The sequence below is a fragment of the Streptomyces sp. NPDC090045 genome, from assembly GCF_044747975.1.
GTDB lineage: Bacteria > Actinomycetota > Actinomycetes > Streptomycetales > Streptomycetaceae > Streptomyces.
Genome location: NZ_JBIVFA010000006.1, coordinates 312,043 through 333,711 on the forward strand (window position 1 = coordinate 312,043; position 21,669 = coordinate 333,711).

Annotated in this window: 21 protein-coding genes; 5 read left to right on the plus strand and 16 right to left on the minus strand. The window is 71.4% G+C overall.

The window, feature by feature from the left end:
- Window positions 1-21: 21 nt before the first annotated feature.
- Complete coding sequence (locus tag ACIPYQ_RS19015) at window positions 22-672, plus strand: rhomboid-like protein (RefSeq protein ID WP_361753286.1); 651 nt, start codon at window positions 22-24, stop codon at window positions 670-672.
- Between the two features lie 27 nt (window positions 673-699).
- Here the strand turns inward: ACIPYQ_RS19015 and ACIPYQ_RS19020 are convergent, their stop codons facing one another.
- Together ACIPYQ_RS19020 and ACIPYQ_RS19025 are read right to left on the minus strand one after the other, a co-directional pair.
- Window positions 700-1,344: a response regulator transcription factor gene (locus ACIPYQ_RS19020; RefSeq protein ID WP_361753288.1), complete on the minus strand. Its 645-nt coding sequence runs from the start codon at window positions 1,342-1,344 to the stop codon at window positions 700-702.
- Window positions 1,345-1,354: 10 nt separating this feature from the next.
- Window positions 1,355-2,344, minus strand: coding sequence for a sensor histidine kinase (locus ACIPYQ_RS19025; RefSeq protein ID WP_401252439.1), 990 nt, complete (start codon window positions 2,342-2,344; stop codon window positions 1,355-1,357).
- Between the two features lie 163 nt (window positions 2,345-2,507).
- On the opposite strand from ACIPYQ_RS19025, the gene ACIPYQ_RS19030 reads away from it, so the two are divergent.
- Window positions 2,508-3,050, plus strand: coding sequence for a hypothetical protein (locus ACIPYQ_RS19030; protein WP_401252442.1), 543 nt, complete (start codon window positions 2,508-2,510; stop codon window positions 3,048-3,050).
- 138 nt (window positions 3,051-3,188) lie between these two features.
- Here ACIPYQ_RS19030 and ACIPYQ_RS19035 read toward each other — a convergent pair whose 3' ends face one another.
- The 9 genes from ACIPYQ_RS19035 to ACIPYQ_RS19075 all read right to left on the minus strand — a co-directional run bounded on the left by ACIPYQ_RS19035 (window position 3,189) and on the right by ACIPYQ_RS19075 (window position 13,008).
- Window positions 3,189-4,001: an HAD family hydrolase gene (locus ACIPYQ_RS19035; RefSeq protein ID WP_401252445.1), complete on the minus strand. Its 813-nt coding sequence runs from the start codon at window positions 3,999-4,001 to the stop codon at window positions 3,189-3,191.
- Window positions 3,998-5,275, minus strand: coding sequence for a serine--tRNA ligase (serS, locus tag ACIPYQ_RS19040; protein ID WP_361753295.1), 1,278 nt, complete (start codon window positions 5,273-5,275; stop codon window positions 3,998-4,000). The genes ACIPYQ_RS19035 and serS overlap by 4 nt, the downstream gene beginning before the upstream one ends.
- A 538-nt stretch (window positions 5,276-5,813) precedes the next feature.
- Entirely contained in the window at window positions 5,814-6,749 is a 936-nt protein-coding gene (gene pheA / locus ACIPYQ_RS19045) for a prephenate dehydratase (RefSeq protein ID WP_327414957.1), read from the minus strand.
- A 42-nt stretch (window positions 6,750-6,791) separates the two neighbouring features.
- The gene (gene efeB, locus ACIPYQ_RS19050; RefSeq protein WP_401252449.1) at window positions 6,792-8,069 is read right to left on the minus strand and encodes an iron uptake transporter deferrochelatase/peroxidase subunit; all 1,278 of its coding nucleotides are present in this window, start codon (window positions 8,067-8,069) and stop codon (window positions 6,792-6,794) included.
- A 5-nt stretch (window positions 8,070-8,074) separates the two neighbouring features.
- On the minus strand, window positions 8,075-10,129 hold the full coding sequence (locus tag ACIPYQ_RS19055; protein ID WP_401252452.1) for a copper resistance CopC/CopD family protein: 2,055 nt from the start codon (window positions 10,127-10,129) through the stop codon (window positions 8,075-8,077).
- 22 nt (window positions 10,130-10,151) lie between these two features.
- A complete protein-coding gene (locus ACIPYQ_RS19060) occupies window positions 10,152-10,616 on the minus strand; it encodes a copper chaperone PCu(A)C (RefSeq protein ID WP_361753301.1) in 465 nt (154 codons plus the stop codon).
- Complete coding sequence (locus tag ACIPYQ_RS19065) at window positions 10,613-11,266, minus strand: SCO family protein (protein ID WP_401252456.1); 654 nt, start codon at window positions 11,264-11,266, stop codon at window positions 10,613-10,615. The genes ACIPYQ_RS19060 and ACIPYQ_RS19065 overlap by 4 nt, the downstream gene beginning before the upstream one ends.
- Before the next feature lie 66 nt (window positions 11,267-11,332).
- Window positions 11,333-12,055 (minus strand): YcnI family protein, encoded by a 723-nt coding sequence (locus ACIPYQ_RS19070; protein ID WP_401252459.1) that lies wholly within the window; start codon window positions 12,053-12,055, stop codon window positions 11,333-11,335.
- Between the two features lie 110 nt (window positions 12,056-12,165).
- Window positions 12,166-13,008, minus strand: coding sequence for a hypothetical protein (locus tag ACIPYQ_RS19075; RefSeq protein ID WP_401252462.1), 843 nt, complete (start codon window positions 13,006-13,008; stop codon window positions 12,166-12,168).
- A 225-nt stretch (window positions 13,009-13,233) separates the two neighbouring features.
- Between ACIPYQ_RS19075 and ACIPYQ_RS19080 the strand changes: the two genes are divergently transcribed.
- Window positions 13,234-13,677, plus strand: a complete 444-nt coding sequence (locus ACIPYQ_RS19080) for an ATP-binding protein (RefSeq protein WP_327414948.1) — start codon at window positions 13,234-13,236, stop codon at window positions 13,675-13,677.
- A 60-nt stretch (window positions 13,678-13,737) separates the two neighbouring features.
- Here ACIPYQ_RS19080 and ACIPYQ_RS19085 read toward each other — a convergent pair whose 3' ends face one another.
- Together ACIPYQ_RS19085 and ACIPYQ_RS19090 are read right to left on the minus strand one after the other, a co-directional pair.
- Window positions 13,738-15,204, minus strand: coding sequence for an aminopeptidase P family protein (locus ACIPYQ_RS19085; RefSeq protein WP_401252466.1), 1,467 nt, complete (start codon window positions 15,202-15,204; stop codon window positions 13,738-13,740).
- Between the two features lie 171 nt (window positions 15,205-15,375).
- Window positions 15,376-16,929: a PP2C family protein-serine/threonine phosphatase gene (locus ACIPYQ_RS19090; RefSeq protein ID WP_361753310.1), complete on the minus strand. Its 1,554-nt coding sequence runs from the start codon at window positions 16,927-16,929 to the stop codon at window positions 15,376-15,378.
- Between the two features lie 405 nt (window positions 16,930-17,334).
- Between ACIPYQ_RS19090 and ACIPYQ_RS19095 the strand changes: the two genes are divergently transcribed.
- Together ACIPYQ_RS19095 and ACIPYQ_RS19100 are read left to right on the plus strand one after the other, a co-directional pair.
- On the plus strand, window positions 17,335-18,114 hold the full coding sequence (locus tag ACIPYQ_RS19095; protein ID WP_401252470.1) for a bifunctional DNA primase/polymerase: 780 nt from the start codon (window positions 17,335-17,337) through the stop codon (window positions 18,112-18,114).
- A gap of 109 nt (window positions 18,115-18,223) precedes the next feature.
- Window positions 18,224-18,799, plus strand: coding sequence for a hypothetical protein (locus ACIPYQ_RS19100; protein ID WP_401252473.1), 576 nt, complete (start codon window positions 18,224-18,226; stop codon window positions 18,797-18,799).
- A 180-nt stretch (window positions 18,800-18,979) separates the two neighbouring features.
- On the opposite strand, the gene ACIPYQ_RS19105 is transcribed toward ACIPYQ_RS19100, so the two are convergent.
- The 3 genes from ACIPYQ_RS19105 to ACIPYQ_RS19115 all read right to left on the minus strand — a co-directional run bounded on the left by ACIPYQ_RS19105 (window position 18,980) and on the right by ACIPYQ_RS19115 (window position 21,644).
- Complete coding sequence (locus ACIPYQ_RS19105) at window positions 18,980-19,954, minus strand: DUF5926 family protein (RefSeq protein ID WP_361753316.1); 975 nt, start codon at window positions 19,952-19,954, stop codon at window positions 18,980-18,982.
- Window positions 19,955-20,168: 214 nt separating this feature from the next.
- Window positions 20,169-20,594: an ATP-binding protein gene (locus ACIPYQ_RS19110; RefSeq protein WP_383564903.1), complete on the minus strand. Its 426-nt coding sequence runs from the start codon at window positions 20,592-20,594 to the stop codon at window positions 20,169-20,171.
- A gap of 261 nt (window positions 20,595-20,855) precedes the next feature.
- A complete protein-coding gene (locus ACIPYQ_RS19115) occupies window positions 20,856-21,644 on the minus strand; it encodes a glycerophosphodiester phosphodiesterase (protein WP_361753545.1) in 789 nt (262 codons plus the stop codon).
- Between the last annotated feature and the right edge of the window lie 25 nt (window positions 21,645-21,669).

The window sequence follows — 21,669 nt, forward strand, 5'->3', positions numbered from 1 at the left end:
TTTGCGGGTCATCATCGGTGCATGATCGAGCACACCGAGCCGGAGCCGTCCAGGCCCCTGCGGTCGTGGATACGCTCCTCGCCCGGGACGCACATCTGGCTGCTGATCATCGCAGTCACCAGCATCGTCGTCGCGATCGCGCCCGACCGGGTCGAACACGTTCTGCTCCACCGCAACAGCAGCAACATCCACCAGCTCGTCCAGCACCCCATACGGGCGCTCCTCAGCAGCGCGTTCTGGATCGAGAACCCGGCCTCGCTCGCCCTCTACGCCGTTCTCTTCGAGCTGTTCTACGCGCCCGTCGAACGCTGGCTCGGCACGCAGCGCTGGCTCCTGATCGTGGCGAGCGCCCATGTCATCGCCACCCTCGTCAGCCAGCGGATCCTGCTGATGGCCATCGAGGACCACCGAGCCCCGCGCAGCATGACCCATGTCGTCGACATCGGCGTCAGCTACGGGCTCGCGGCCGCCGTCGGTGTCCTCACCTACCGGCTCCCCAGCCCTTGGCGGTGGTTCTACCTGGCCGGAGCGGTCGCCTTCTTCGGGCTCCCCCTCGCCACCGGCGGCACCTTCACCGACCTCGGCCACGCCATCGCGCTCTCGGTCGGTCTGCTCGCCTGGCCGCTCACCCGCCACGATGTTTCACGTGAAACACGACCCCGTTTCATGTGAAACGAGGTTGTTTCACGTGAAACACGCCTAGTCGGTCTCGGCCGTCACCACGCCGTGCTCCCATGCCCACGCGGCGATCCCCACCCGGTTCCTGGCCCCGGTCTTGGCCTGGACGTTCGCGATGTGGGTCTTGGCCGTCCCCGCGCTGATGAACAGCTCCGCCCCGATCTCGGCGTTGGTCAGCCCCCGCGCCACCAGGCGCACGATGTCCAGCTCCCGCTCCGTCAGCGGATGCGGCGCGCGGCGGACGACGGGACCTGACTCCGTCAGCCGGCTCAGCAGGCGCACCGTGATCTGCGGACTGATCAGCGTGTCCCCGGCCATCGCCGCCCGGACCCCTTCGATCAGCAGGGCCGGCCCGGACCGCTTGAGCAGGAACCCGCAGGCCCCGTTGCGCAGGGCGGTGTGCACGTACTCGTCCAGGTCGAAGGTGGTCACCACCACCACCCGGGTCTCGGGAGCCAGCAGCCGGGTCACCTCCAGCCCGTCCAGCCGTGGCATCCGGATGTCCGCCAGCACCACGTCGGGCCGCAGTTCCCGGGCCAGCGCCACCGCGCGTTCCCCGTCCGCCGCCTCCCCCACGACGGTCATGTCCGGCTGTGAATCGAGGATCAGCCGGAAACCGCTGCGAATGTCCTCTTGGTCATCGGCTATCAGGATGCGTGTGGTCACGCCGCCATGATCACCCGGGCAGGTGCTCCTCCGCCGGGAAGACGGCGCGAACCCGCCACCCGCCGTCCGCGTCCGCCCCGGCCCGCAGCTGCCCGCCCGCCGCCTCCACGCGCCCGCGCAGGCCGGCCAGCCCCGTCCCGCCCCGCCTCCGCCGGGCCAGCAGCCCGCCCGCGCCCCGTGGCGCCGCGGAATTGGCCACGCTGAGCTCTATGCCCGCCCCGGCCCGGCGTACGGCGACCTCCACCACGGCGGCTCCGGGCGCGTGCCGGCGTACGTTGGTCAGCGCCTCGACGGCCACCCGGTACGCCGTGGTGTCCGCCTCCCGCGACAGCCCCCGTACGGCTTCCGGGTCCGCGTCCAGGGCTCCGCCCTCGAACCGCTCCACCAGCTCCGGCAGTTGGGCCAGGCCCGGAACCGGGGTCGTCGGCCCGCCCGCCGCCTCCTGCAGCGCGTGCACCGTCCGGTCCATCGAGGCCAGTGCACTCAGCCCCGCCGTCTCGATCCGCTCCAGCGCGCGGACCGCCTGGCCGGGATCCTGCGCCGCCACGAACCGGGCCGCCTGGGCCTGCACCACGATGGCGCTGACGTCGTGCGCCACGAAGTCGTGCAGGTCCCGGGCCAGTTCCAACTGCTGGTCGCGCCGGGCATCCCGGACGGCCTGCCGCATCCGGCCGGCCTGGCGGCGCAGATGGCCGCCGGCCAGCACCGCCCCGAGGGCGGGCAGCGCCCAGAACGCCGCCGCCCCGCAGGCCTCCAGCCACGATCCGCTCTCCCACACCAGCGGGACGGGCCACAGCGCGGCGGCCGCCACGCCGAGGAGGCCCGCGAAGATCGCGGCGCGCACCGGAGACCAGCGGGCCACCAGGGCCAGCAGGAGAAGCAGAGGACCCTCCCAGAGCAGCAGCCACGCCGGGGGCACCCGCAGGAAGGTGGCGGCGATGCCGGCCAGCGCGGCCGCCGTCAGCAAGGGGGCATACGCGGCACGGAGTTTGGCGGTCATGAGCCGACCCTACGAGCGCGCGCGGCCGTCCGGCCATCTGCCGATCGGCACAGACCCGCAGGCCGGGCCGGGCCGCCGACCGGCTGATCGGCAGATGGTCGCGAACGCCTCGGCCCACGAGGCTTGAGTCATCAACCAGCCCCTCCAGGACAGGACTTGGACCATGACCGCCCACACCGTCGCAGCTGCTTCGGACACCGTGCCCGGAGTCTCCCCCCGGCTTCGCCGGCTCGCCGGACTCGCCTCACTGACGGTGCTCCCCAGCTGCGTCTGGCGGCTCGTGGTCGCGGCCGGCGTGCCCATGGGCTGGGGCCCGGGCAGCGATCTGCACCACGCGTACTACCCGGGCCGGGAATCGCTGGTCCTGATCTTCGTCAGCGTCCTGCAGGAGTGCCTGGGCCTGCTGAGCCTCGGGCTGGTCCAGCGCTGGGGCGAGGAGCTGCCCTGCTGGATCCCGTGGGCGGGCGGACGCCGCTTCCACCCCCTGGTGGCGGTGGTTCCCGCCGCGCTGGGCGCGATCGCGCTCACCGGCATCACGGTCCTCGGCGCCTCGACCTGGAACGAGGTCAACGCCGCGAATCCCGACGCACCCACCGGGCCGGCCCTGTGGATCTTCAACCTGTCGTACGTGCCCCTGCTGCTGTGGGGTCCGCTGCTGGGCGTCCTCACCGTCGCGTACTGGCGGCGCCGCCGGATTCACGGCTGATGCGCGGAAATTCACTGGTACGGGACTTCCGCCCGGGGCAGAGTGAGTCGTGCGGGGAGCAACAAAAGGTCCGGGACGGCCACTTCGAGCGCGCCTCGCGGCGCGGGCCGTCCCGGACCTCTCGTACGTCCGTACCGGTTACGCGGCGCCCAGCAGACGCTCCAGCACCACCGCGATGCCGTCCTCCTCGTTGGAGGTCGTCACCTCGTCGGCCACCGCCTTGAGCTCCGCGTGGGCATTGGCCATCGCCACCCCGTGCCCGGCCCACCCGAACATCGGGATGTCGTTGGGCATGTCACCGAAGGCGATCGTCTCCGCAGCCTTCACCTTCAGCCGGCGCGCGGCCAGCGACAGACCGGTGGCCTTGGTCAGGCCGAGCGGCAGGAACTCGACTATGCCGGGACCCGCCATGACGATGTCGACCAGGCTGCCGACGGTCTCCCGGGCCACCTTGACGAGCGCGTCGTCGTCGAGCTCCCGGTGCTGGATGTAGAGCTTGTTCAGCGGAGCCGTCCACACCGCGGCCGTGTCCTCCAGGTAGAGCGCCGGGAGGCCCCCCTGCGCCTGGTACCCGGGCCCGAACAGGACCTCGCCGTCCACCCCGTCCCGGCTGGCCGCCAAGGCCAGCGGACCGATCTCGGCCTCCAGCTTCGACAGCGCCAGACCGGCCAGCTGCCGGTCCAGCGTCACCGAGGTCAGCAGCCGGTGCGCACCCGCGTCGTAGACCTGCGCGCCCTGCCCGCAGACCGCGATCCCCTTGTAGCCGAGATCGTCCAGCACCTGCCGGGTCCAGGGCACGGCACGGCCGGTGACGATGATGTGCGCCGCGCCCGCCGCGGTGGCCGCGACGAGCGCTTCACGGGTGCGTTCCGAGACGGTGTCGTCACCACGCAGCAGCGTGCCGTCGAGATCGGTGGCGACGAGCTTGTACGGGAACGGGGCCGGGCTCACTTGTTGATCGGCTCCAGGACCTCGCGGCCGCCGAGGTAGGGACGGAGCGCCTGGGGCACCCGTACCGAACCGTCGGCCTGCTGGTGGTTCTCCAGGATCGCGACGATCGTGCGCGGAACGGCGCACAGGGTGCCGTTGAGCGTGGACAGCGGCTGGGTCTTCTTGCCGTCGCGGTAGCGGATCGACAGGCGGCGGGCCTGGAAGCTGTCGCAGTTCGAGGCGGAGGTCAGCTCGCGGTACTTGCCCTGGGTCGGGATCCACGCCTCGCAGTCGAACTTGCGCGAGGCGGAGGCGCCCAGGTCACCGGTGGCGACGTCGATCACCTGGAACGGCAGCTCCAGGCTGGTCAGCCACTGCTTCTCCCACTCCAGGAGCCGCTGGTGCTCGGCCTCGGCCTCCTCCGGCGCGACGTACGAGAACATCTCGACCTTGTCGAACTGGTGGACGCGGAAGATGCCGCGGGTGTCCTTGCCGTACGTACCGGCCTCGCGGCGGAAGCACGGCGAGAAGCCGGCGTACCGCAGCGGCAGCTTGTCGGCGTTGATGATCTCGTCCATGTGGTACGCGGCGAGCGGGACCTCGGAGGTGCCGACCAGGTAGTAGTCGTCCTTCTCCAGGTGGTAGACGTTCTCCGCGGCCTGGCCGAGGAAGCCGGTGCCCTCCATGGCGCGCGGGCGGACCAGCGCGGGGGTCAGCATCGGGATGAAGCCGGCCTCGGTGGCCTGGGCGATCGCCGCGTTGACCAGCGCCAGCTCCAGCAGGGCGCCCACACCGGTCAGGTAGTAGAAGCGCGAGCCCGAGACCTTGGCGCCGCGCTCGACGTCGATGGCGCCCAGCAGCTCGCCGAGCTCCAGGTGGTCCTTGGGCTCGAAGCCCTCGGTGGCGAAGTCCCGGATGGTGCCGTGCGTCTCCAGGACGGTGAAGTCCTCTTCGCCGCCGACCGGGACGTCCTCGTGGACGATGTTGCCGAGCTGGAGGAGAAGCTGCTTGGCGGCTTCGTCGGCCTCGTTCTGCTCGGCCTCGGCGGCCTTGACGTCCTGCTTGAGCTGTTCGGCCTTCTTCAGCAGCTCGGCCCGCTCCTCGGGAGAGGCCTTGGGGATGAGCTTGCCGAGGGACCTCTGCTCATTGCGCAGTTCGTCGAAGCGCATGCCGGAGGACCTGCGGCGCTCGTCGGCGGAGAGCAGTGCGTCGACGAGGTCGACGTCCTCTCCACGGGCGCGCTGCGAGGCGCGGACACGGTCAGGGTCTTCACGGAGCAGCCGAAGGTCAATCACGCCTCCAGGCTACCGGGCTGGGCTTCCTGGGATCACACCGATATCACGCTGCGTGTCACTATGTCCCAATTGCAACGAATGGATAAGTCTTGATCGGTGACCGGAAGTGCACCTTCTCGGACCGTCAATAAAACCGGCCCCTTTCCCCGAAAAGGGGCGCAATGCCGACGGCCGGGCGGGCCCTGAGCAGGGCCGGAGGTGGTTCTTGTCCACAGGAATTGCCGCGGCCGGCATCTTATCCACAGGCTGTGCGCTGCATCTGTGGACACAGGAATAGATCATTCCTGATCGGTGGATGGCCGAGGTGAATCAGGGTTCAAACCACCCTCACACACTCATTCGGGTGGGAATGACTCGCCCCAAAGAGTTGATCGGCGATACGGGGGTGACACCGTTCACCTCCCGCTCCCCAGCGCGAAACCTGAGCCCACCGACCGATTTGTCGACCTTGTCGTGCCGCTCTGTCGACTTGTCCCCAGGTTCCCATCCCGCCCTGTGGATAACTCTGTGGACAATGGGCGGGGCAGTGGACGACGGCCTACGCCCGGCCGTCGAGGCAACGAGTCAGCCAGTCCGAGGCGTCCGTGAAGTCACCGTCGGAGGTTCCGGCCCGAGGTGCCCTGACATCACTCTGAGCGACGCCGGCACGCGGGTACGACCCGAGGAAGCGGACCTGGGGACAGGTCCGCTTGAGGCCCATGAGCGCCTCGCTGACCCGCCGGTCCGAGATGTGGCCCTCGGCATCGACGGCGAAGCAGTAGTTGCCGATGCCCTGTCCCGTTGGACGGGACTGGATCAGCATCAGGTTGACCCCGCGGACCGCGAACTCCTGGAGGAGCTCCAGCAGCGCACCCGGGTGGTCGTCGCCGAGCCACAGCACGACGGAGGTCTTGTCGGCGCCGGTCGGCGCGGCGGGCCGCGCGGGGCGTCCCACGAGCACGAACCGGGTCTCGGCGTTCTCCGCGTCGTGGATCTCGGTGACCAGCGGGACGAGCCCGTAGGTGGCCGCGGCGAATTCGCCCGCGAAGGCGGCGTCGAAGCGGCCCTCCTGGACCAGCCGGGCGCCGTCGGCGTTCGAGGCGGCCGACTCCCACACCGCGTCGGGCAGGTTCGCCCGCAGCCAGTTGCGCACCTGGGGCTGGGCGACCGGGTGACCCGTCACCGTCTTGACGTCCGACAGCGAGGTCCCGGGCCGTACGAGCAGGGCGAAGGCGATGGGCAGCAGCACCTCGCGGTAGATCATCAGCGGCTCGCCCGAGGCCAGCTCGTCGAGGGTGGCGGTGACCCCGCCCTCGACCGAGTTCTCGATCGGGACGAGTGCGGCGGCCGCCTCGCCGTTGCGCACGGCGTCCAGGGCGGCCGGAACCGACACCATCGGGATGAGCTCCCGGGTCGCGGCTTCCGGCAGGGTGCGCAGGGCGGCCTCGGTGAAGGTGCCCTCGGGACCGAGATACGTGAAGCGGGTGGCTGACATGCGATCAGCGTAATGCCGGGGTCACGCCGACCGGGGTCCTGTTCATCCTTCGAGCAGCCGCTGCCCCACGTATTCGCCGCTGCGGGGGCCGGGCGGAACCGCGTACAGGCCACTGGACTCGTGCCGGATGAACTCCGACAGCGCGTCCCCGCGGTCGAGCTTGCGCTGGACGGGCACGAACCCGCGCAGCGGATCGGCCTGCCAGCAGACGAAGAGGAGTCCGGCGTCCGGGGCGCCGTCGGAGCCGATCCCGTCGTGGAAGGAGAAGGGACGGCGCAGCATGGCCGCCCCGCCGTTCTGCTCGGGGGCGGAGATCCGGGCGTGCGCGTTGGACGGGATGACCGGCTTGCCGTCGGCGCCGAACTTGTCGAGCGCCATCTTGGTGGTCTCCGTGCCGCCGGTCAGGGGTGCACCGGTGGCCTTGGTGCGGCCGATGACCTGCTCCTGCTGGGCGAGCGACTGCTTGTCCCAGTCGTCGAGCAGCATGCGGATGCGCCGCACGACGGCGTACGAGCCCCCGGCCATCCATGCGTGCTCGGCCGGTCCCGGGCCCGCCGCGGGGACGAAGATCCGCTTGTCGAAGTCGGGCTGCGAGGGCTTCGGGTTGTTGGTGCCGTCGACCTGGCCCATGAGGTTGCGGGCGGTCATCGGGGTGCCGGTGGCCCCGGGGGACCGGTTGAAGCCGTTCATCTGCCAGCGGACGCGGGCGGCGTCCCCGGCGGCCTTCTGCAGGGCGCGCAGGGCGTGGAAGGCGACGAGCCCGTCGTTCGAGCCGATCTGGACCCACAGGTCGCCGTTGCTGCGCTGGGGGTCGAGCCGGTCGGAGGAGAAGTCCGGGAGCGGGTCGAGGGCGGCGGGGCGGCGGGCGCCGAGGCCGGTGCGCTCGAAGAAGGAGTGGCCGAAGCCGAAGGTGATGGTGAGGGAGGACGGGCCGGCATCCAGGGCGATACCGCTGTCGGAGGTCGCGGAAGGCTCGCCCGCCATGAGCCGCCGTGCCGTGTCCGACCAGCGTCGCAGCAGCGCGGAGGCCTCGGTACGGCCCGCCCCCGGGGTGAGATCGAAGGCGACGAGGTGGCCCTTGGCCTGCAGGGGCGTGGTGATGCCGGCCTGGTGCTCCCCGTGGAAGGCCACCTGGGTGGCGCCGAGGGAGGACAGGCTTCCGGCGGCGCCCGCGGCGGAGCCGCTCCCGGAGTCGGCGAGCGCGGAGTGCGCGAGGGCGCCGCCGGCGGCGCCGAGCGCGAGTCCGGCGGCGCCCGCGGCGCCGACGGTGCCCAGCAGCCTGCGCCGGGAGATCTCGATGTCGGGATTGCTGTCGGTCACGCTGGTCAGCCGATCTTCACAGTCTTCTGCACGGTGGTCTGGTCGATGTCGGAGGTGCGGACGGTCACGTCGATGCGCCATTCGCCGGCGAGCGGCAGCTGGACACCGGATGCGGTCCAGTGCCCGGGGGCGGCCTGGTCGGGAACGAGCGGCAGGGGACCGATGTCCTTGGCCGGCAGGGTGAAGGCGACCTTGATCTCGGGGAGGTCGAAGGGCTTGCCGTCGCTGGAGTCGGCCCAGAGGTGAAGGGTGTTCGCACCGACCCGGCCCGGGTCGAGCTCGAGCCGGACGGACCCCTTGCCGTTCTGGCCGCCGGTGTCGAACGGCAGAGTGATCTTGACCGCGCGGTCGGGGACGGCGGTGGCGCTGGAACCGGCACGGCCGGCCTCCTGCTCCACGGTGCGTCCGGGCTCGGTGCTGGTGAGGACGGTGGTGACGGCGAGCAGGATCACGGCGATCCCCGCTTCGGCGAGGACGGAGCGGCGCAGGCCGGCGCGGTGGGGGTCGGCGTCACGGGCCTGCTTCTCGCGCGCGTTCTCACGGGCGGCGCGCTGCCGGGCGAGCTGCGCGGCGCGCTCCGGGTCCGCCGGGACGGTGACGGGCTCTGTTTCACGTGAAACATCGGAGCCATCGAGGCCGTCGAAACCGTCGAGGCCGTCGGAGCCGGAGACGCCGGAGCTTGTTTCACGTGAAACATCGCCCGGCCCGGCCGCCTCTGCGGCCGCTGCGGCGGGAACCACGGCTGACTCGAGGCTGTCGGCGAGCCGTGCGGTCCACTTCCGGGACAGGCAGGCGACCCCGAGGAGGACGGCGACGAGGCCGACCTTCACGAGCAGCAGCCGCCCGTAGTCGGTTCCGGTGAGGGCGGACCAGCTGCCGAGCTGGCGCCAGGACTGGTACACCCCGGTGACGGCGAGCACCAGGACGCTGACGAAGGCGACCGTGGAGAAGCGCCGGACAGCCGCGCGTTCGATCCCCGGGACCTTGTGGAGGGCGACGAGCAGCGCGGTGAGACCACCGAGCCAGGTGGCGACGGCCAGCAGGTGCAGGATGTCGGCCGGCATGGCGATCCCGGGCTGGATACCGGTGGAGGCGTGCTCCGAGAGGGCCCACGTGGCGGCGATGCCGCCGGCGACGACGGCGCCGCCGATGGCCAGGCCGAAGGTGAGGTCGTTGGTGTCCCTGGTCCTCTCGGACGCCTCCGCGTCCGCCTCCTCCTCGGGGCCGGCCTCCTGTAGGCGGCGCGCGTACACACCGAAGAGGACGGCGACGAAGAGGGCGGCGGCGCCCAGCAGGAGCAGCCGGGAGACGAGCGAGGCGCCGGTCTTGGTCTCCAGGACGGCCCTGAGCCCGTCGAGGTCGAAGGCGTCGGCGAACTTCCCGGAGCCGGTGTACGGGGTCCGGAGCATCAGCATCACGAGGGTGGCGACGGTCAGCGTGACCCAGGCGCGCACGACGAGCTTCTGGAGCGGCCGTTCGGCGGCGCCCCGGCGCCAGCACAGCAGGATGAAGGCGGCGCCGCCCACGAGGACGGTGAAGCCCGCGTAGGCGGCGTAGCGGGCGATCCCGTACGCGACGCCCACGGGTCCGCCGCCCGCCTGCGCGGTCGGCAGCGTGACATCGGTGGCCGAGGGCGCGCCGATGGAGAAGGTGAAGGCCCCGGAGATGGGATGGCTGTCGGCCGAGACGGCCTGCCAGGCGACGGTGTAGGTGCCGTCGGGCAGGCCCGTGTGCAGGGCGGTGCCGTAGCGGACGGTGTTCCCGCTGCACATGTCGCGCAGCTCGCCGGTGTCCACCCGCCTGCCCTGGGGGTCGAGGACGCGGATGGAGTCGTCGCCCATCGCGACCTGCTCCGAGAAGGAGAGGGTGACCTGGGCGGGGGCCGTGGCGACCACCGCCCCGTCCTTGGGGTCGCTCGCGGTGAGTGCGGCGTGCGCCGTGGCCGGTGAGGCCGCGGTGAACAGGGTTGCCAGCAGGGCTGCGAGGACCAGCGCGAGCCTGGGCAGGAATGCCGTGGCAGGGGCGCGGGCCGCGGATGGGGCGGGGGCGGTGGCCGTCATGGCGTGTCAGTTCCTCGGTCCGTCAGTGGGCTTTCGAGTTCTGCGCGTTGTACGTCCGTTCCTTCACGTCCAGTTCGACCTTGACGGGGCCGGCCTTCTCGAAGCGGAGCTCGACGGTGACCTTGTCCCCGACCTTCGGAGTGCTCTTGAGCCCCATCAGCATGATGTGGTTGCCGCCGCGCTCCAGCCGGAGTTCACCGTTCGCCGGCACGTCCATCGACTGGACCTGCTGCATCTTCTGGTCCTTGGTCTCGTGGACCTGGAGATCGTCGGAGAGCGGGGAGGTGGCGCCGGTGAGCTTGTCGGCGGTCTCGGTGTTGTTCTTGATGACCATGAAGGCGCCGGCCATCTTGTCGCTCACGGGCTGGGGCATGAACGCGCCGCTGACCGCTATCTTCGGCTCGCTGTCGCCGGAGCAGCCGGACAGGGCGAGGGCCGCCGTCAGGGAGAGGGCGGCGGCGAGGGTGCGGGTGGTGCGGGCGTTCACGGGGTCTCTCCCTTGACGAGCTTCGGCAGGTCCTTGGTGTAGTCGTCGACGGTGGTGCCCTCGCCGTAGAGGACGTAGCCCTCGTCGGTCTTGGGCGAGAACGCGATGACCTGGGCGCCGTGCATGGAGACGACGTTGCCGTTGTCGTCCTTCTTGGCTGCCTCGATGCCGATGCCGAGCGTGCGTGCGGCGGTCTGGATGGCGGCGAAGTCCCCGGTGAGCCCGATGAAGGACGGGTCCTGTGCCTGGAGCCATGCGCCGAGGGACTCGGGAGTGTCCCGTTCGGGGTCGGTGGTGACGAAGACGACCTGCAGGTTGTCCTGGTCGGCCTGGGGGAGTGCCTTCTTGGCGACGGCGATGTTGCTCATCGTCAGCGGGCACACGTCGGGGCAGTGGGTGTAGCCGAAGTAGATCAGCGTCGGCTTGCCCTTGGTCTGCTCGCGCAGGTTCCACGGCTTGCCGGTGGTGTCCGTGAGGACGAGGTCCGGCTTGTTGAAGGGGCGGTCCAGGACGGTCGCGGCCTTGGCGCTGTTCTGGCCGCCGGAGATCTGGGTGACCGAGCCGGTCTTGGCGGTCTCACCGCCGCAGGCGGTGAGGGTGAGGGCGGCCGCCGCGAGGAGAGCGGCGGCCGTCACACGTGTGGTGCGCATGGAGAGGAGTCCCTGGGATCGGGGATGGTTCGGATGCGGAGCGGTGGCGCCGGGGGGCGCCGCAGGTCAGGCGGAGCGGCGACGCGAGGCGACGCCGAAGGCGACCCCGCCGAGTCCGATGACGATGCCGGCGATGCCGAGGACGCGCGCGGTGGTGTCCGAGCCGTGCTCGGCGGCGGCCTCGTCGTGGCCGTGCCCGGCGTCCTTCTCGGTGTTCTTCGCCTCGTCGGTCTTGGCGGCGCCGTGGTGGTCGTCGCCCTTCGCGGCGGTCAGCTTCAGGACGGGGGCTGGCGTCTGCGGTTCCGCGGCGCCTTCCTTGGCCTCCTCGATCCAGCGGACGACCTCGCCGTTGTCGTAGGTCTGGATGGACTTGAAGACCATCTGGTCGGCGCTCTCGGGCAGCTTGCCCACGGAGACCGGGAACTGCTGGAACTTCCCGGGCTCGATCTTGCCGCCGGTCCAGGTCACCTTGGTGACGACCTCGTTGACCTGCTTGCCGTGGACGGTCAGCGGCTTGTCGAGCTTGGTCTTCTCGACGGTGGACGTCCAGCCGGGGATGTCCTGCGGCATGACGGACGTGAGCGGCTGGTCGACCGGGAAGTTGACCTCGAGCTGGGTGGTCGAAGCGTTGTCGCGCTCGTTGGGGACCTTGAAGTTGAGCGTCGCGTAGCCACCCTTGGCGGCCTCTCCGACGGGCTGCACGCCGACGTGGGCGAAGGCGGTACCGGACAGGGCGAGAACGGTGCCGGCGGCGAGGGCGGCGGCGAAGGAGACGCGAGAGGTCTTCATGGCAGAAACACTCCACGGAAGAAGTGGTGACGGTGGATCCGCGCACGGGCGCGCGCGGAGTTCGCGGCACCGGTGCTCCCACCGTGTGTCCCGGGGAGGAGGGTGCCGCGTCAGGCTGCGAGGGCGAGGGCCGTGGGCGGCCCGCGCCTGATCACCGTGTGCTGGAGTGCTTCCCGGCCGGTGCAGGCGGCCGGGTCGGCCCCGGTGCGCACGGCCCGCGGGAGCCGGGCGGGCGCGCCCGGAAGACCCGCGCCGAGGGCCCGTACGAAGGCCAGCGCGGCGCGCAGCGGGCGTACCGGGGCGGCTTCGGCGGAGAGCCGGGACAGTTCCACGAGCCGGAAGAGCGCGGCGTCGCCGCGGCCGAGCAGCCAGCCTGCGGCGAGCGCGGCCAGCAGGTGGCCGAGCAGCATGGCCGGGCTGAACAGGCCGGTCGCGGGCGCCGTGGTGGCGGCCTGGGCCAGGTGCGCGTGGGCGCTGTGTCCCTGCGCGGCGACCTGTCCGGCCTGCGCGACCTGCCCGGCCTGCTGGGCCAGGGCGGCCGGGTCCAGGCCCGCGGCCTCCAGGATCTGCCGGGCGTCGGCCTGGCTGAGCGGTACGGAGTTGCCACCGCAGACCAGCCGGGCGGCGAGCGCCGCGAGCGAAGCGTCGGAGGTGCCGGCCGGTGCCGGCGCGGCCACGGTGCTGTGCTGGCCGAGGCCGAAGAGCGCGTGCAGGGCCAGTTGACCGGTGGTGAGCCCGGCGGCGATGCCGGGCAGCGTGCGCCGGCGGCCCGCGAGCGCGGCCGCGACGGCGAAGACGGCGAGGAAGCCGGCGCACAGGGACCACCACGGCACGGCGGCGCAGGACGCCAGGGCGTGCCCGGCCGCGGACAGCACGACGCAGACCGCGGTGAACACCGCGGCCCGGATGAGCCGGAGGCCGGCTCCGGCGTGCGTCGCGTGGGGGTCAGACATGGCCGGGCCATCATCGCACTGCGCTCGGGGCGTCCATACGGCAGGTCCGGAAGGTCCGTATGAGCCCCCTCTGCGCCCACCGTCCCGGCCCGGTCCGGACGCGTGCGCGCCTCCGGGAGACATACACCGTTCCCCGGGAGAGCCGCATCGGCCGAACGAGGGCAATGCGGTCCCGGACGGCCGCAGGGCGCTTACGGCCCCCCGCGGGCGGCAATAGGTAACCGTATGAGCATCTGGTGGTCTCTCCACTTGAGGCGCGAAGCCGCGAGCGTGCCGCTCGCCAGGCGACTGCTGCTGGGGACCATGGAGACCGCGGGGGTGGACCCGGACATCTCCTTCGACCTCTCGGTGGCCCTGAGCGAGGCGTGTGCGAACGCCGTGGAGCACGGCGGAGGCGGTGACCTTCCGGACGAGACCGCGGCCTACCACGTCACGGCCTACCTGGACGGGGACTGCTGCCGCATCGAAGTGACCGACTCCGGTCCGGGGTTCCCGCCCGCGACGGAGGCCCGCCGTAGACCCGCCCTGGCCGAACACGGCCGGGGCCTCGATCTGATCGCCGAACTGGCCGACCACGTCCGGTTCCGCAACCGGCCCGGCCGCGGGGCGGTGGTGAGCTTCGACAAGATGCTCAAGTGGCGCGACGACGCGCTGCTGAAGGTGTCCTAGACACGGTGATGGGCGGGACCCCGCAGGGGATCCCGCCCACCGCAGCGAACCGCGCGGGCGTCAGCCCTTCAGGCGCGCCATCCAGGCCTCGACCTCGGTCGAGGTGCGGGGCAGCCCGGCCGACAGGTTCCGGTTGCCGTCCTCCGTGACGAGGATGTCGTCCTCGATCCGGACGCCGATGCCTCGGTACTCCTCGGGCACGGTCAGGTCGTCGGCCTGGAAGTAGAGGCCCGGCTCGACGGTGAGGCACATGCCCGGCTCCAGGGTGCCGTCGACGTACGCCTCGGTGCGCGCGGCGGCGCAGTCGTGGACGTCCATGCCGAGCATGTGGCCGGTGCCGTGCAGGGTCCAGCGGCGCTGCAGGCCCAGCTCCAGGACGCGCTCGACCGGGCCCTCCAGCAGACCCCACTCGACGAGCTTCTCGGCCAGCACGTGCTGCGAGGCATCGTGGAAGTCCCGGAACTTCGCACCCGGCTTCACCGCGGCGATGCCGGCTTCCTGGGACGCGTAGACCGCGTCGTAGATCTTGCGCTGGATGTCGGTGTACGTGCCGTTGATCGGCAGCGTGCGCGTGACGTCGGCGGTGTACAGGGAGTGCGTCTCCACACCGGCGTCGAGCAGCAGCAGGTCGCCGGAGCGGACGTCGCCGTCGTTGCGGACCCAGTGCAGGGTGCAGGCGTGCGGGCCGGCCGCGCAGATGGAGCCGTAGCCGACGTCGTTGCCCTCGACGCGGGCGCGCAGGAAGAAGGTGCCCTCGATGTAGCGCTCGGAGGTGGCCTCGGCCTTGTCCAGGACCTTCACGACGTCCTCGAAGCCGCGGACGGTCGAGTCGACGGCCTTCTGCAGCTCGCCGATCTCGAAGGCGTCCTTCACGGCGCGGGCCTCGGAGAGGTAGACGCGCAGCTCCTCGTCGCGCTCCTTGGTCACCTTGTCGGTGAGGGCGGACTCGATCACGGAGTCGTGGCCGCGGACGCACCGGACCGGGCCCTCGGCCTCGGTCAGGGCCTCGGCGAGCTGGCGCACGTCACTGGCGGGAATGCCCAGGAGCTGCTCGGCCTCGGTGAGGGAGTGGCGGCGGCCGACCCACAGCTCGCCCTGGCCGGACAGCCAGAACTCGCCGTTCTCGCGGTCGGAGCGCGGCAGCAGGTAGACGGTCGCGGTGTGCCCGGCAGCCCCGGTGGGCTCCAGGACCAGGACGCCGTTCTCGGTCTGGTCGCCGGTCAGGTACGCGTACTCGGTCGAGGCGCGGAAGGGGTACTCGGTGTCGTTCGAGCGGGTCTTCAGACGGCCGGCGGGCACGACGAGACGCTCGCCGGGGAAGCGCGCCGACAGCGCGGCGCGCCGGTCGGCGGTGTGCCCGGCCTGGGCGATGGGCTCCAGGCCGTGCAGCTCGGTGTCGGCCCAGCCGGTGCGCATGCTCTCGGCGAGTTCGTCGCTGACGCCCGGGTACAGACCGTTCTTGCGCTGCTTGTGCGTCTTCTTGGGCTGCTCTTCTTCCGGGGTCTCCGGGGTGAGCTCGTCAGCCACGTCTTCTCCTCAGCTACGACGGTACGGACCTGGGTGTGGACCGCATCCATCGTATGCGTGTGCGGAGAGAGCTGGTCCGAATCATGCCGTCCGTCACGATTCGGACCATGGAGCGCGGCCCGGCCGAACGCGGAGCGGCCTACCCGGGGCAGCTCACGCGAAACAGGCGGCTCACTCGAAACGGGCGGCGAGCAGCACGATGTCCTCGGGGGCGTCGGCCGGCTCCCCCTCGGGCAGCACGGTCCGCAGGATGTGCTCGCACAGGGCCGCCGGGTCCTCCCGGGCGCTGCGGGGCACGCCCGCGGCCGCCGCGTGCAGCCGCGCGTAGGCCCGGTCCATCGGGTCTCCGGTGTGGCGCAGCAGCCCGTCGGTGTACAGCAGCACCGTTTCTCCGGGTGCGGGTTCGATCTCCACGCTCGGCGCCTCCCAGCAGGAGAGCATGCCCAGCGGCGCGGAGAGCGAGGTTTCCACGTACTCGGTGCGGTGCTCGCCGATGAGGAGCGGCGGGGTGTGTCCGGCGCCGGCCAGGATGATCTTGTGGCCCTGGCCGTCGGAGTGCGGGCCCCCGGCCGGTTCGCAGTAGGCGAAGAGCGCGGTGGCCGAACGCGCCGGCTCCGTGAGGCGCAGCAGCAGCTCCAGGTCGGACAGGACCGCGACCGGGTCCTCGCCCTCCATGACGGCATAGGCGCGCAGCGATGCGCGCAGCCTCCCCATGGCCGCGACGGCGCTCGGCCCCGATCCGGTGACGGAGCCGACGGCCAGGCCCAGGGCGCCCTCGGGCAGCGGCAGGGCGTCGTACCAGTCGCCCCCGCCGCGCGGTCCCGTGTGGTGGCGGGCGGCGAGCTGCACCCCGGGGATCCGGGGGAGCCGGCTGGGCAGCAGTTCCTCGGCGACGGTCGCCAGGCGCGAGCGGGAGCGCTCCACCTCCAGCATCCGGGCCAGGTGCTCGGAGGCGTGCCGGACGTACAGCCCGGCGAGGTCGCGCTGGCGGTCGTTCGGCTCGGCCTGCTCGTCGTAGAGCCAGACGGCTGCGCCGAGCCTGCCGGTGGCCTCGGCGGTCAGCGGGAGCGCGTAGCTGGCGGCGTAGCCGAGACGGGCCGCGACCTCGCGGTGGCGGGGGTCGACGGGGGCGGCGAAACCGCCGGTGCCGGGGGGCTCGCCCGGTTCGGGGAGGACCTCGGAGCCGCCGTGGGCATCGGGCAGTCCGTCGAGGATCCGGCCGTACGAGGTCGCGCTGCGCGGCACGGTCTCGATGTGGCCGAGCTCGGCGTGGCCGAGACCGAGGCCGATCGTGCTGGTGGGGCCGAGCCCGTCGGAGGGCTCCAGGACGACCAGGCCGCGGCGGGCGCCGACGAGCGAGGCTCCGGCGCGCAGGAACTCGTGGAGGGAGGTGTCGAGGTCACTGGTGCGGGCCAGCCGCTCGGTGAGCTCGTGCAGGGTGGTGAGGTCCGAGACCATGCCCGCCAGCCGGTCCTGGATGACACTGCCCGGGCCGGGCGGTGGGACCGGTGCGGGAGCCGTTCGGGCGGGAGCGGGCGCCGCAGTGTGCGGTGACGCGGTTACCGCTGGATCGATTCCAGCCACTTTCGGCAGATGCGGGGCGCTCATGGCGTCCGCCTTTCCACCTGGTGCGATTCGCCATATAGCATCGCAAACCCCCAGATCGTGCTGCGCCGCCATCAAGGAATCCACATCTACACGCACACGTGGATGCATGTCCAGCATTGCCCAGGTGGGAATCCTGGTGTCCGTGGTACGGCAACTCACTGTCGAGCCAAGGCTAGAACTTGGCCGGAAAAAGCTGGAAGCAGTCGGTTTTTGAGGTCGACTGGGCGGGCGTCGCAGGGGGGTCGGGTACGTATTCGGTGGCGCCCGGGGCCAGTTGGTGCCGCCGGGAACCGCTTGGAACCACCCGGCACGGGCCGTCGTCCTTAGCGGCGGCAGCCGGTCTCGGCCGTCGGCGCGGGTCGCGCTCCGCCCCCGCCGGACGTTTGATGGACCCGTAAGAAACTGCACGAACCGTGTGAACCTGCTTCGGCGGACAGTGACGCGAAACCTGTACGTGTGGTGAGACACCGGTTACATGGTGTGATGTGGCCCTCGGCGTTCAACGGAAAGGAACGAGCGCTCATGCGCGAGATCCTCGGAAGGCGTCTCCAGCGGCTCCGCGATCGCTTTCAATCCCTGCGCCCCGACCAAGGACAGAGCGGCACCTCGTCCGCTCTCCTCGACGCGGCGCTCGTCTGCGCCACCACATGGCAGTGGCCCGTGCTGCCCGGTGTCGGCCGGTCCGCCACCGACGGCTCGCGGTGCGCCTGCCCCGATCCCGACTGCGTCGTCCCCGGCGCCCACCCCTTCGACCCGGGGCTGCTCGCGGCCACCACCGACCCCCGGATGGTGGCCTGGTGGTGGACCAACCGGCCCACCGCCCCCGTTCTGATGGCCACCGGCGGGACCGCCCCGTGCGCGGTGAGCCTGCCGGCGGGCGCAGCCGCACGGGCCCTCGTACGACTGGACGCGCTGGGCATGCGGCTCGGACCGGTCGTGGCCACACCCACCCGCTGGTCGCTGCTGGTGGCTCCGTATTCGCTGGAGCGGCTCGGCGAACTCCTCTACGCGAAGGACCACGTGCCCTCCTCGCTGCGCTTCCACGGCGAAGGCGGCTACCTGTTGATGCCGCCGTCCGCCGCGTCCAGCGGTGGCCAGGTGCGGTGGGAACGGGAGCCGCGGCCGCAGCCCCGGCTCCAGCAGCGGAAGCAGCAACAGCGGCAGGCACAGCCGCAGTCGACGACGGAGCCGCAGCCGCGGGGTGCGGTGGACATCTGGCTGCCCGAGGTCGAGGCGGTCGTGGACGCGCTGGTCGAGGCGAGCAGCGGCGCACCCGGCGGCGGCAGCAGGCTCGCGTACTGACCTGCAGGGCGTCGCCGGATCACTCGTACGGGTGCCAGCGGGACCAGTTTCGAGGGGAATTGGGCGCGGGGATCTCCGCGCCCCATTCCCGCGTCGCTATCTTCGGCGAATGAATCTCCGCCTGATCGGTATCGGCGCCGGTGTGCTGATCATCTTGTCGCTCCCGCTCGCCGGAGCGATGGCCGGGCCGGATTTTGCCGGTCAGGGCGACGGAAAAGGCGGCGGGCTGTTCTCGGCGCTCGGGCTTTCGGACCCTCCTCGCCCGTCCTCCGGGGCCCCGGCGCGGCCTGCGGCGGGGGCGGTGGAGCCGGGCAAGCCCGGTCCGGCCGAGCAGCCCCGGACCGATTCCCGCTGCGGTCCCGAACTGTCCTCGCCGCACGGCCTGGAGGCGCAGACCTGCGTGCTGGTGGGCGAGGGGCATACGTGGGGCCGGAGTTACTACAGGAACACCAGTGGTCGAGCGCTGGATGCCGTGCTGACGATGATGGGTCCGGCCGGGCGCACGGTGCAGATCCGGTGCGCGGTGGGCGCGGGCGACGAGCCGGGCCTGTGCGAGACGCCGAAAGAAGAGTCGGCCGGAGATCCGGACAGTTACTCGGCCGTAGCGGAGTTTGCAGTTCCGGATGATGAAGGGGAGCTGCTTCTGCGGTCCGGGAGCAACTCATCGGGACCGGGTGACGGTTGAGCACCGCCGTAAATGGAAGGGCCCGGTCGCTGGCGACGGGGGATGCACCAGCGACCGGGCTACAAGAACGGTAACAAGAGATCGCCTGTTCGCAAATTCGATCTCTGATATTCAGACACCGATTTGCAGACGATTAGCGGGAGTTGTGACTCCGGTCACCGGCTCCACGCGTGCGCGCGGTCAGCTGAGGGTCACCTGGCGGTTGGTGAGTCCGCCGCGTGCCCGGCGCTCCTCCGTGGTCAGCGGGGCGTCCGTGGCCAGGGCCCCGGCCAGCCGCTCCGCGAACTCCGCGGCGGGCTTCTCGACGTCGTCGGCCGTCACCCCGGTGGGCAGGTCCCAGACGGGGACCATGAGGCCGTGCGCGCGGAAGGAACCGACGAGCTTCGTGCCCTCGCCGAGGGAGGTCGTGCCGGCCGCGTGCAGCCGCGCGAGGGCGTCGAGCAGCTTCTCCTCGGGGTGCGGCATGACCCAGCGCAGGTGGTTCTTCTCCGGCGTCTCGCACCAGTACGCGGCGTCCACGCCGGTCAGCTTGACGGTGGGAATCGCGGCCGCGTTGGCGCGCTCCAGCGAGGCGGCGATCTCCGGGGAGGCGTTCTGCGCGCTCTCGGATTCCGGAATCCAGAATTCGAAGCCGCTGTGCACAACCGGCTCGAAACCGCCGTCCGCGTCCAGGAGATCCTGAAGTCGGGGACCCTCGGCGGGAACCCGGCGGGCGGCGACCGGAGTACCGGGCTCCGCCGCGAGCGCGCGCTCCAGCGTGTCGGCCATGTCGCGGCCGAGGTCACCGCTGGACGAGTCGTTCTGCAGGCCGAGGAGGACGGACCCGTCCTCGCGGCGCAGCGCCGGCCAGGCCATGGGCAGTACGGTCACCAGCGTGACGGAGGGAACGCCCTCGGGCAGACCGCCCTTGAGGGTCAGCGGGACGGTGGCGGCGGGCACGAGCTCGCGCAGCGCGACCCAGTCGCACTCGCCCGGCAGGCCCTCGAACGGGCGCTGCACGTGCTCGGTGACGGCGTGCGCGGCGGCTGCGCCGTGGCAGGCCTTGTAGCGGCGCCCGGATCCGCAGGGGCAGGGCTCGCGCGCGCCCACAACGGGGATCTCACCGTTGTTGAGCTGCGGCTTTGCAGTCTTGGCTGCGGGGCGCTTCTTGGCCATCGTGCGTGTCTCCCGGTTGCGGCGGTACGGCGTCGTGTCTGGGCGCGAGCCTAGCCGTTCGTACCGCCGGAACCGGTGGTGTGCGGCCGGGAGCACGGTCGGCGTGCGCTCCCGGACGGCCGCCTGTGCGGATGACCGGTACTGCTGTTCTGATGGTCGTGCGGTTCACTGTGCTTCACGTGTGCGGTAGGGCTGTGCCGTCAGGATCCCGCAGTCAGGGATCCAGGTCGTCGAACGCCGTGCTGAAGTCGATCGCCGGGGGCGCAACGCGCGTAGCGAAATCCTCGTGCCGGGGCCCACAGGCAACGACCACCCACACGGTGACCTCACCCGCCGCTCCGTCCCGGACACCCCAGTCCTGGGCAAGGGCGCTGATGATGTTCAGCCCCCGGCCGCCGCGCGCGGTGACCGAGGGCGTGGCAGGAACAGGGCGGGTGGGACCGCCCCCGTCCGTGACCTCGACCGTCAGCCGCCCCGCTCTGTCGACGCGCCATGCGGCGCGTATCTCCCCGTCCCCGACTTCCCGCGTGCCCAGGGGCCTGCCGTGTCGGCAGGCGTTGCTGAGCAGTTCGGAAAGGATCAGTACGGCATCGTCCACGACCGATTCGGGCACACCGCTGATACGCAGTTGTTCGCGCATTCGGTGTCTCGCCTCGCCCACGCCCGCAGGACCATGGCGTACGTCCATGCACGACGACGTGGGCACTTCTTGTGCCACCACCAACGCCACCCCCGGAACCTCCTTAGCCCCACGCATGGTCTGGATGCCCCAATGGCCTGGACCGGAAACCGCCGAAGCGGGCCCCTCTGACGCATTCATGCCGAACGAATGCGGAGCGGATGCGCCGGAGCACACCCTGTTACGAGAGGGGTGGGAGTGACGGGTGTGCAAATCGGGACGTCAGCGGCCCAGTTGGGACAGAACTTGACGGGGTCTGTTCGTGATGATCGCTTCCACACCCAGATCAGCGCAGAGCTGAACGTCTTCGGGCTCGTTCACTGTCCATACGTGTACGGAGTGGCCCGCGCCCTGGAGCCTGCGGATGTAGCCGGGATGGTTGCGCACGATGCGCATCCCCGGACCGGCGATCGTGACCCCGGCCGGCAGCCGCCCGTCCCGCATCCGGGGCGAGATGAACTGCATCAGGTACACGGTCGGGATCGTCGGGGCGGCCGCGCGCACCCGGTGCAGGGAGCGCGCGGAGAAGCTCATGACCCGGACCGGGTGCGGACCCGCGGCGGGCGGGGCGTCCAGCCCGAAGCGCTTGAGGAGGAAGAGGAGGCGCTCCTCCACCTGTCCGGCCCAGCGGGTCGGGTGCTTCGTCTCGATCGCGAGCTGCACCGGCCGTCCGGCGTCGGAGACGAGCTCCAGCAGGCGCTCCAGGGTGAGGACGGAGGTCCGTTCGGGGTCCCCGTCCCAGTCGGGGGACTCCTCGCGGTCCTTCCAGGAGCCGAAGTCGAGAGCGGCGAGATCGGCCAGCTCCAGGGCCGAGACGGCGCCGCGGCCGTTCGAGGTGCGGTTCACCCGGCGGTCGTGGACCAGCACCAGGTGGCCGTCGGCGGTGAGCCGGACATCGCATTCGAGGCCGTCGGCGCCGTCCTCGATCGCCTTGCGGTAGGCGGCCAGGGTGTGCTCGGGGGCGTCCTCCGAGGCGCCGCGGTGGGCGACGACCTGGATGGTGCGCGGCATTGCGTGGGTCACCGGGTCATGGTGC

What these genes read in the sequence shown, in the direction of transcription:
- ACIPYQ_RS19015 (WP_361753286.1), top strand. Translation starts at nt 22, where the DNA reads ATGATCGAGCACACCGAGCCGGAGCCGTCCAGGCCCCTGCGGTCGTGG.
- ACIPYQ_RS19105 (WP_361753316.1), bottom strand. Translation starts at nt 19,954, where the DNA reads ATGGCCAAGAAGCGCCCCGCAGCCAAGACTGCAAAGCCGCAGCTCAAC.
- ACIPYQ_RS19115 (WP_361753545.1), bottom strand. Translation starts at nt 21,644, where the DNA reads ATGCCGCGCACCATCCAGGTCGTCGCCCACCGCGGCGCCTCGGAGGAC.
- ACIPYQ_RS19025 (WP_401252439.1), bottom strand. Translation starts at nt 2,344, where the DNA reads ATGACCGCCAAACTCCGTGCCGCGTATGCCCCCTTGCTGACGGCGGCC.
- ACIPYQ_RS19065 (WP_401252456.1), bottom strand. Translation starts at nt 11,266, where the DNA reads ATGCGCACCACACGTGTGACGGCCGCCGCTCTCCTCGCGGCGGCCGCC.
- ACIPYQ_RS19110 (WP_383564903.1), bottom strand. Translation starts at nt 20,594, where the DNA reads ATGCGCGAACAACTGCGTATCAGCGGTGTGCCCGAATCGGTCGTGGAC.
- ACIPYQ_RS19070 (WP_401252459.1), bottom strand. Translation starts at nt 12,055, where the DNA reads ATGAAGACCTCTCGCGTCTCCTTCGCCGCCGCCCTCGCCGCCGGCACC.
- ACIPYQ_RS19095 (WP_401252470.1), top strand. Translation starts at nt 17,335, where the DNA reads ATGCGCGAGATCCTCGGAAGGCGTCTCCAGCGGCTCCGCGATCGCTTT.
- ACIPYQ_RS19055 (WP_401252452.1), bottom strand. Translation starts at nt 10,129, where the DNA reads ATGACGGCCACCGCCCCCGCCCCATCCGCGGCCCGCGCCCCTGCCACG.
- ACIPYQ_RS19080 (WP_327414948.1), top strand. Translation starts at nt 13,234, where the DNA reads ATGAGCATCTGGTGGTCTCTCCACTTGAGGCGCGAAGCCGCGAGCGTG.
- pheA (WP_327414957.1), bottom strand. Translation starts at nt 6,749, where the DNA reads ATGTCAGCCACCCGCTTCACGTATCTCGGTCCCGAGGGCACCTTCACC.
- ACIPYQ_RS19075 (WP_401252462.1), bottom strand. Translation starts at nt 13,008, where the DNA reads ATGTCTGACCCCCACGCGACGCACGCCGGAGCCGGCCTCCGGCTCATC.
- ACIPYQ_RS19100 (WP_401252473.1), top strand. Translation starts at nt 18,224, where the DNA reads ATGAATCTCCGCCTGATCGGTATCGGCGCCGGTGTGCTGATCATCTTG.
- ACIPYQ_RS19090 (WP_361753310.1), bottom strand. Translation starts at nt 16,929, where the DNA reads ATGCTGGACATGCATCCACGTGTGCGTGTAGATGTGGATTCCTTGATG.
- ACIPYQ_RS19030 (WP_401252442.1), top strand. Translation starts at nt 2,508, where the DNA reads ATGACCGCCCACACCGTCGCAGCTGCTTCGGACACCGTGCCCGGAGTC.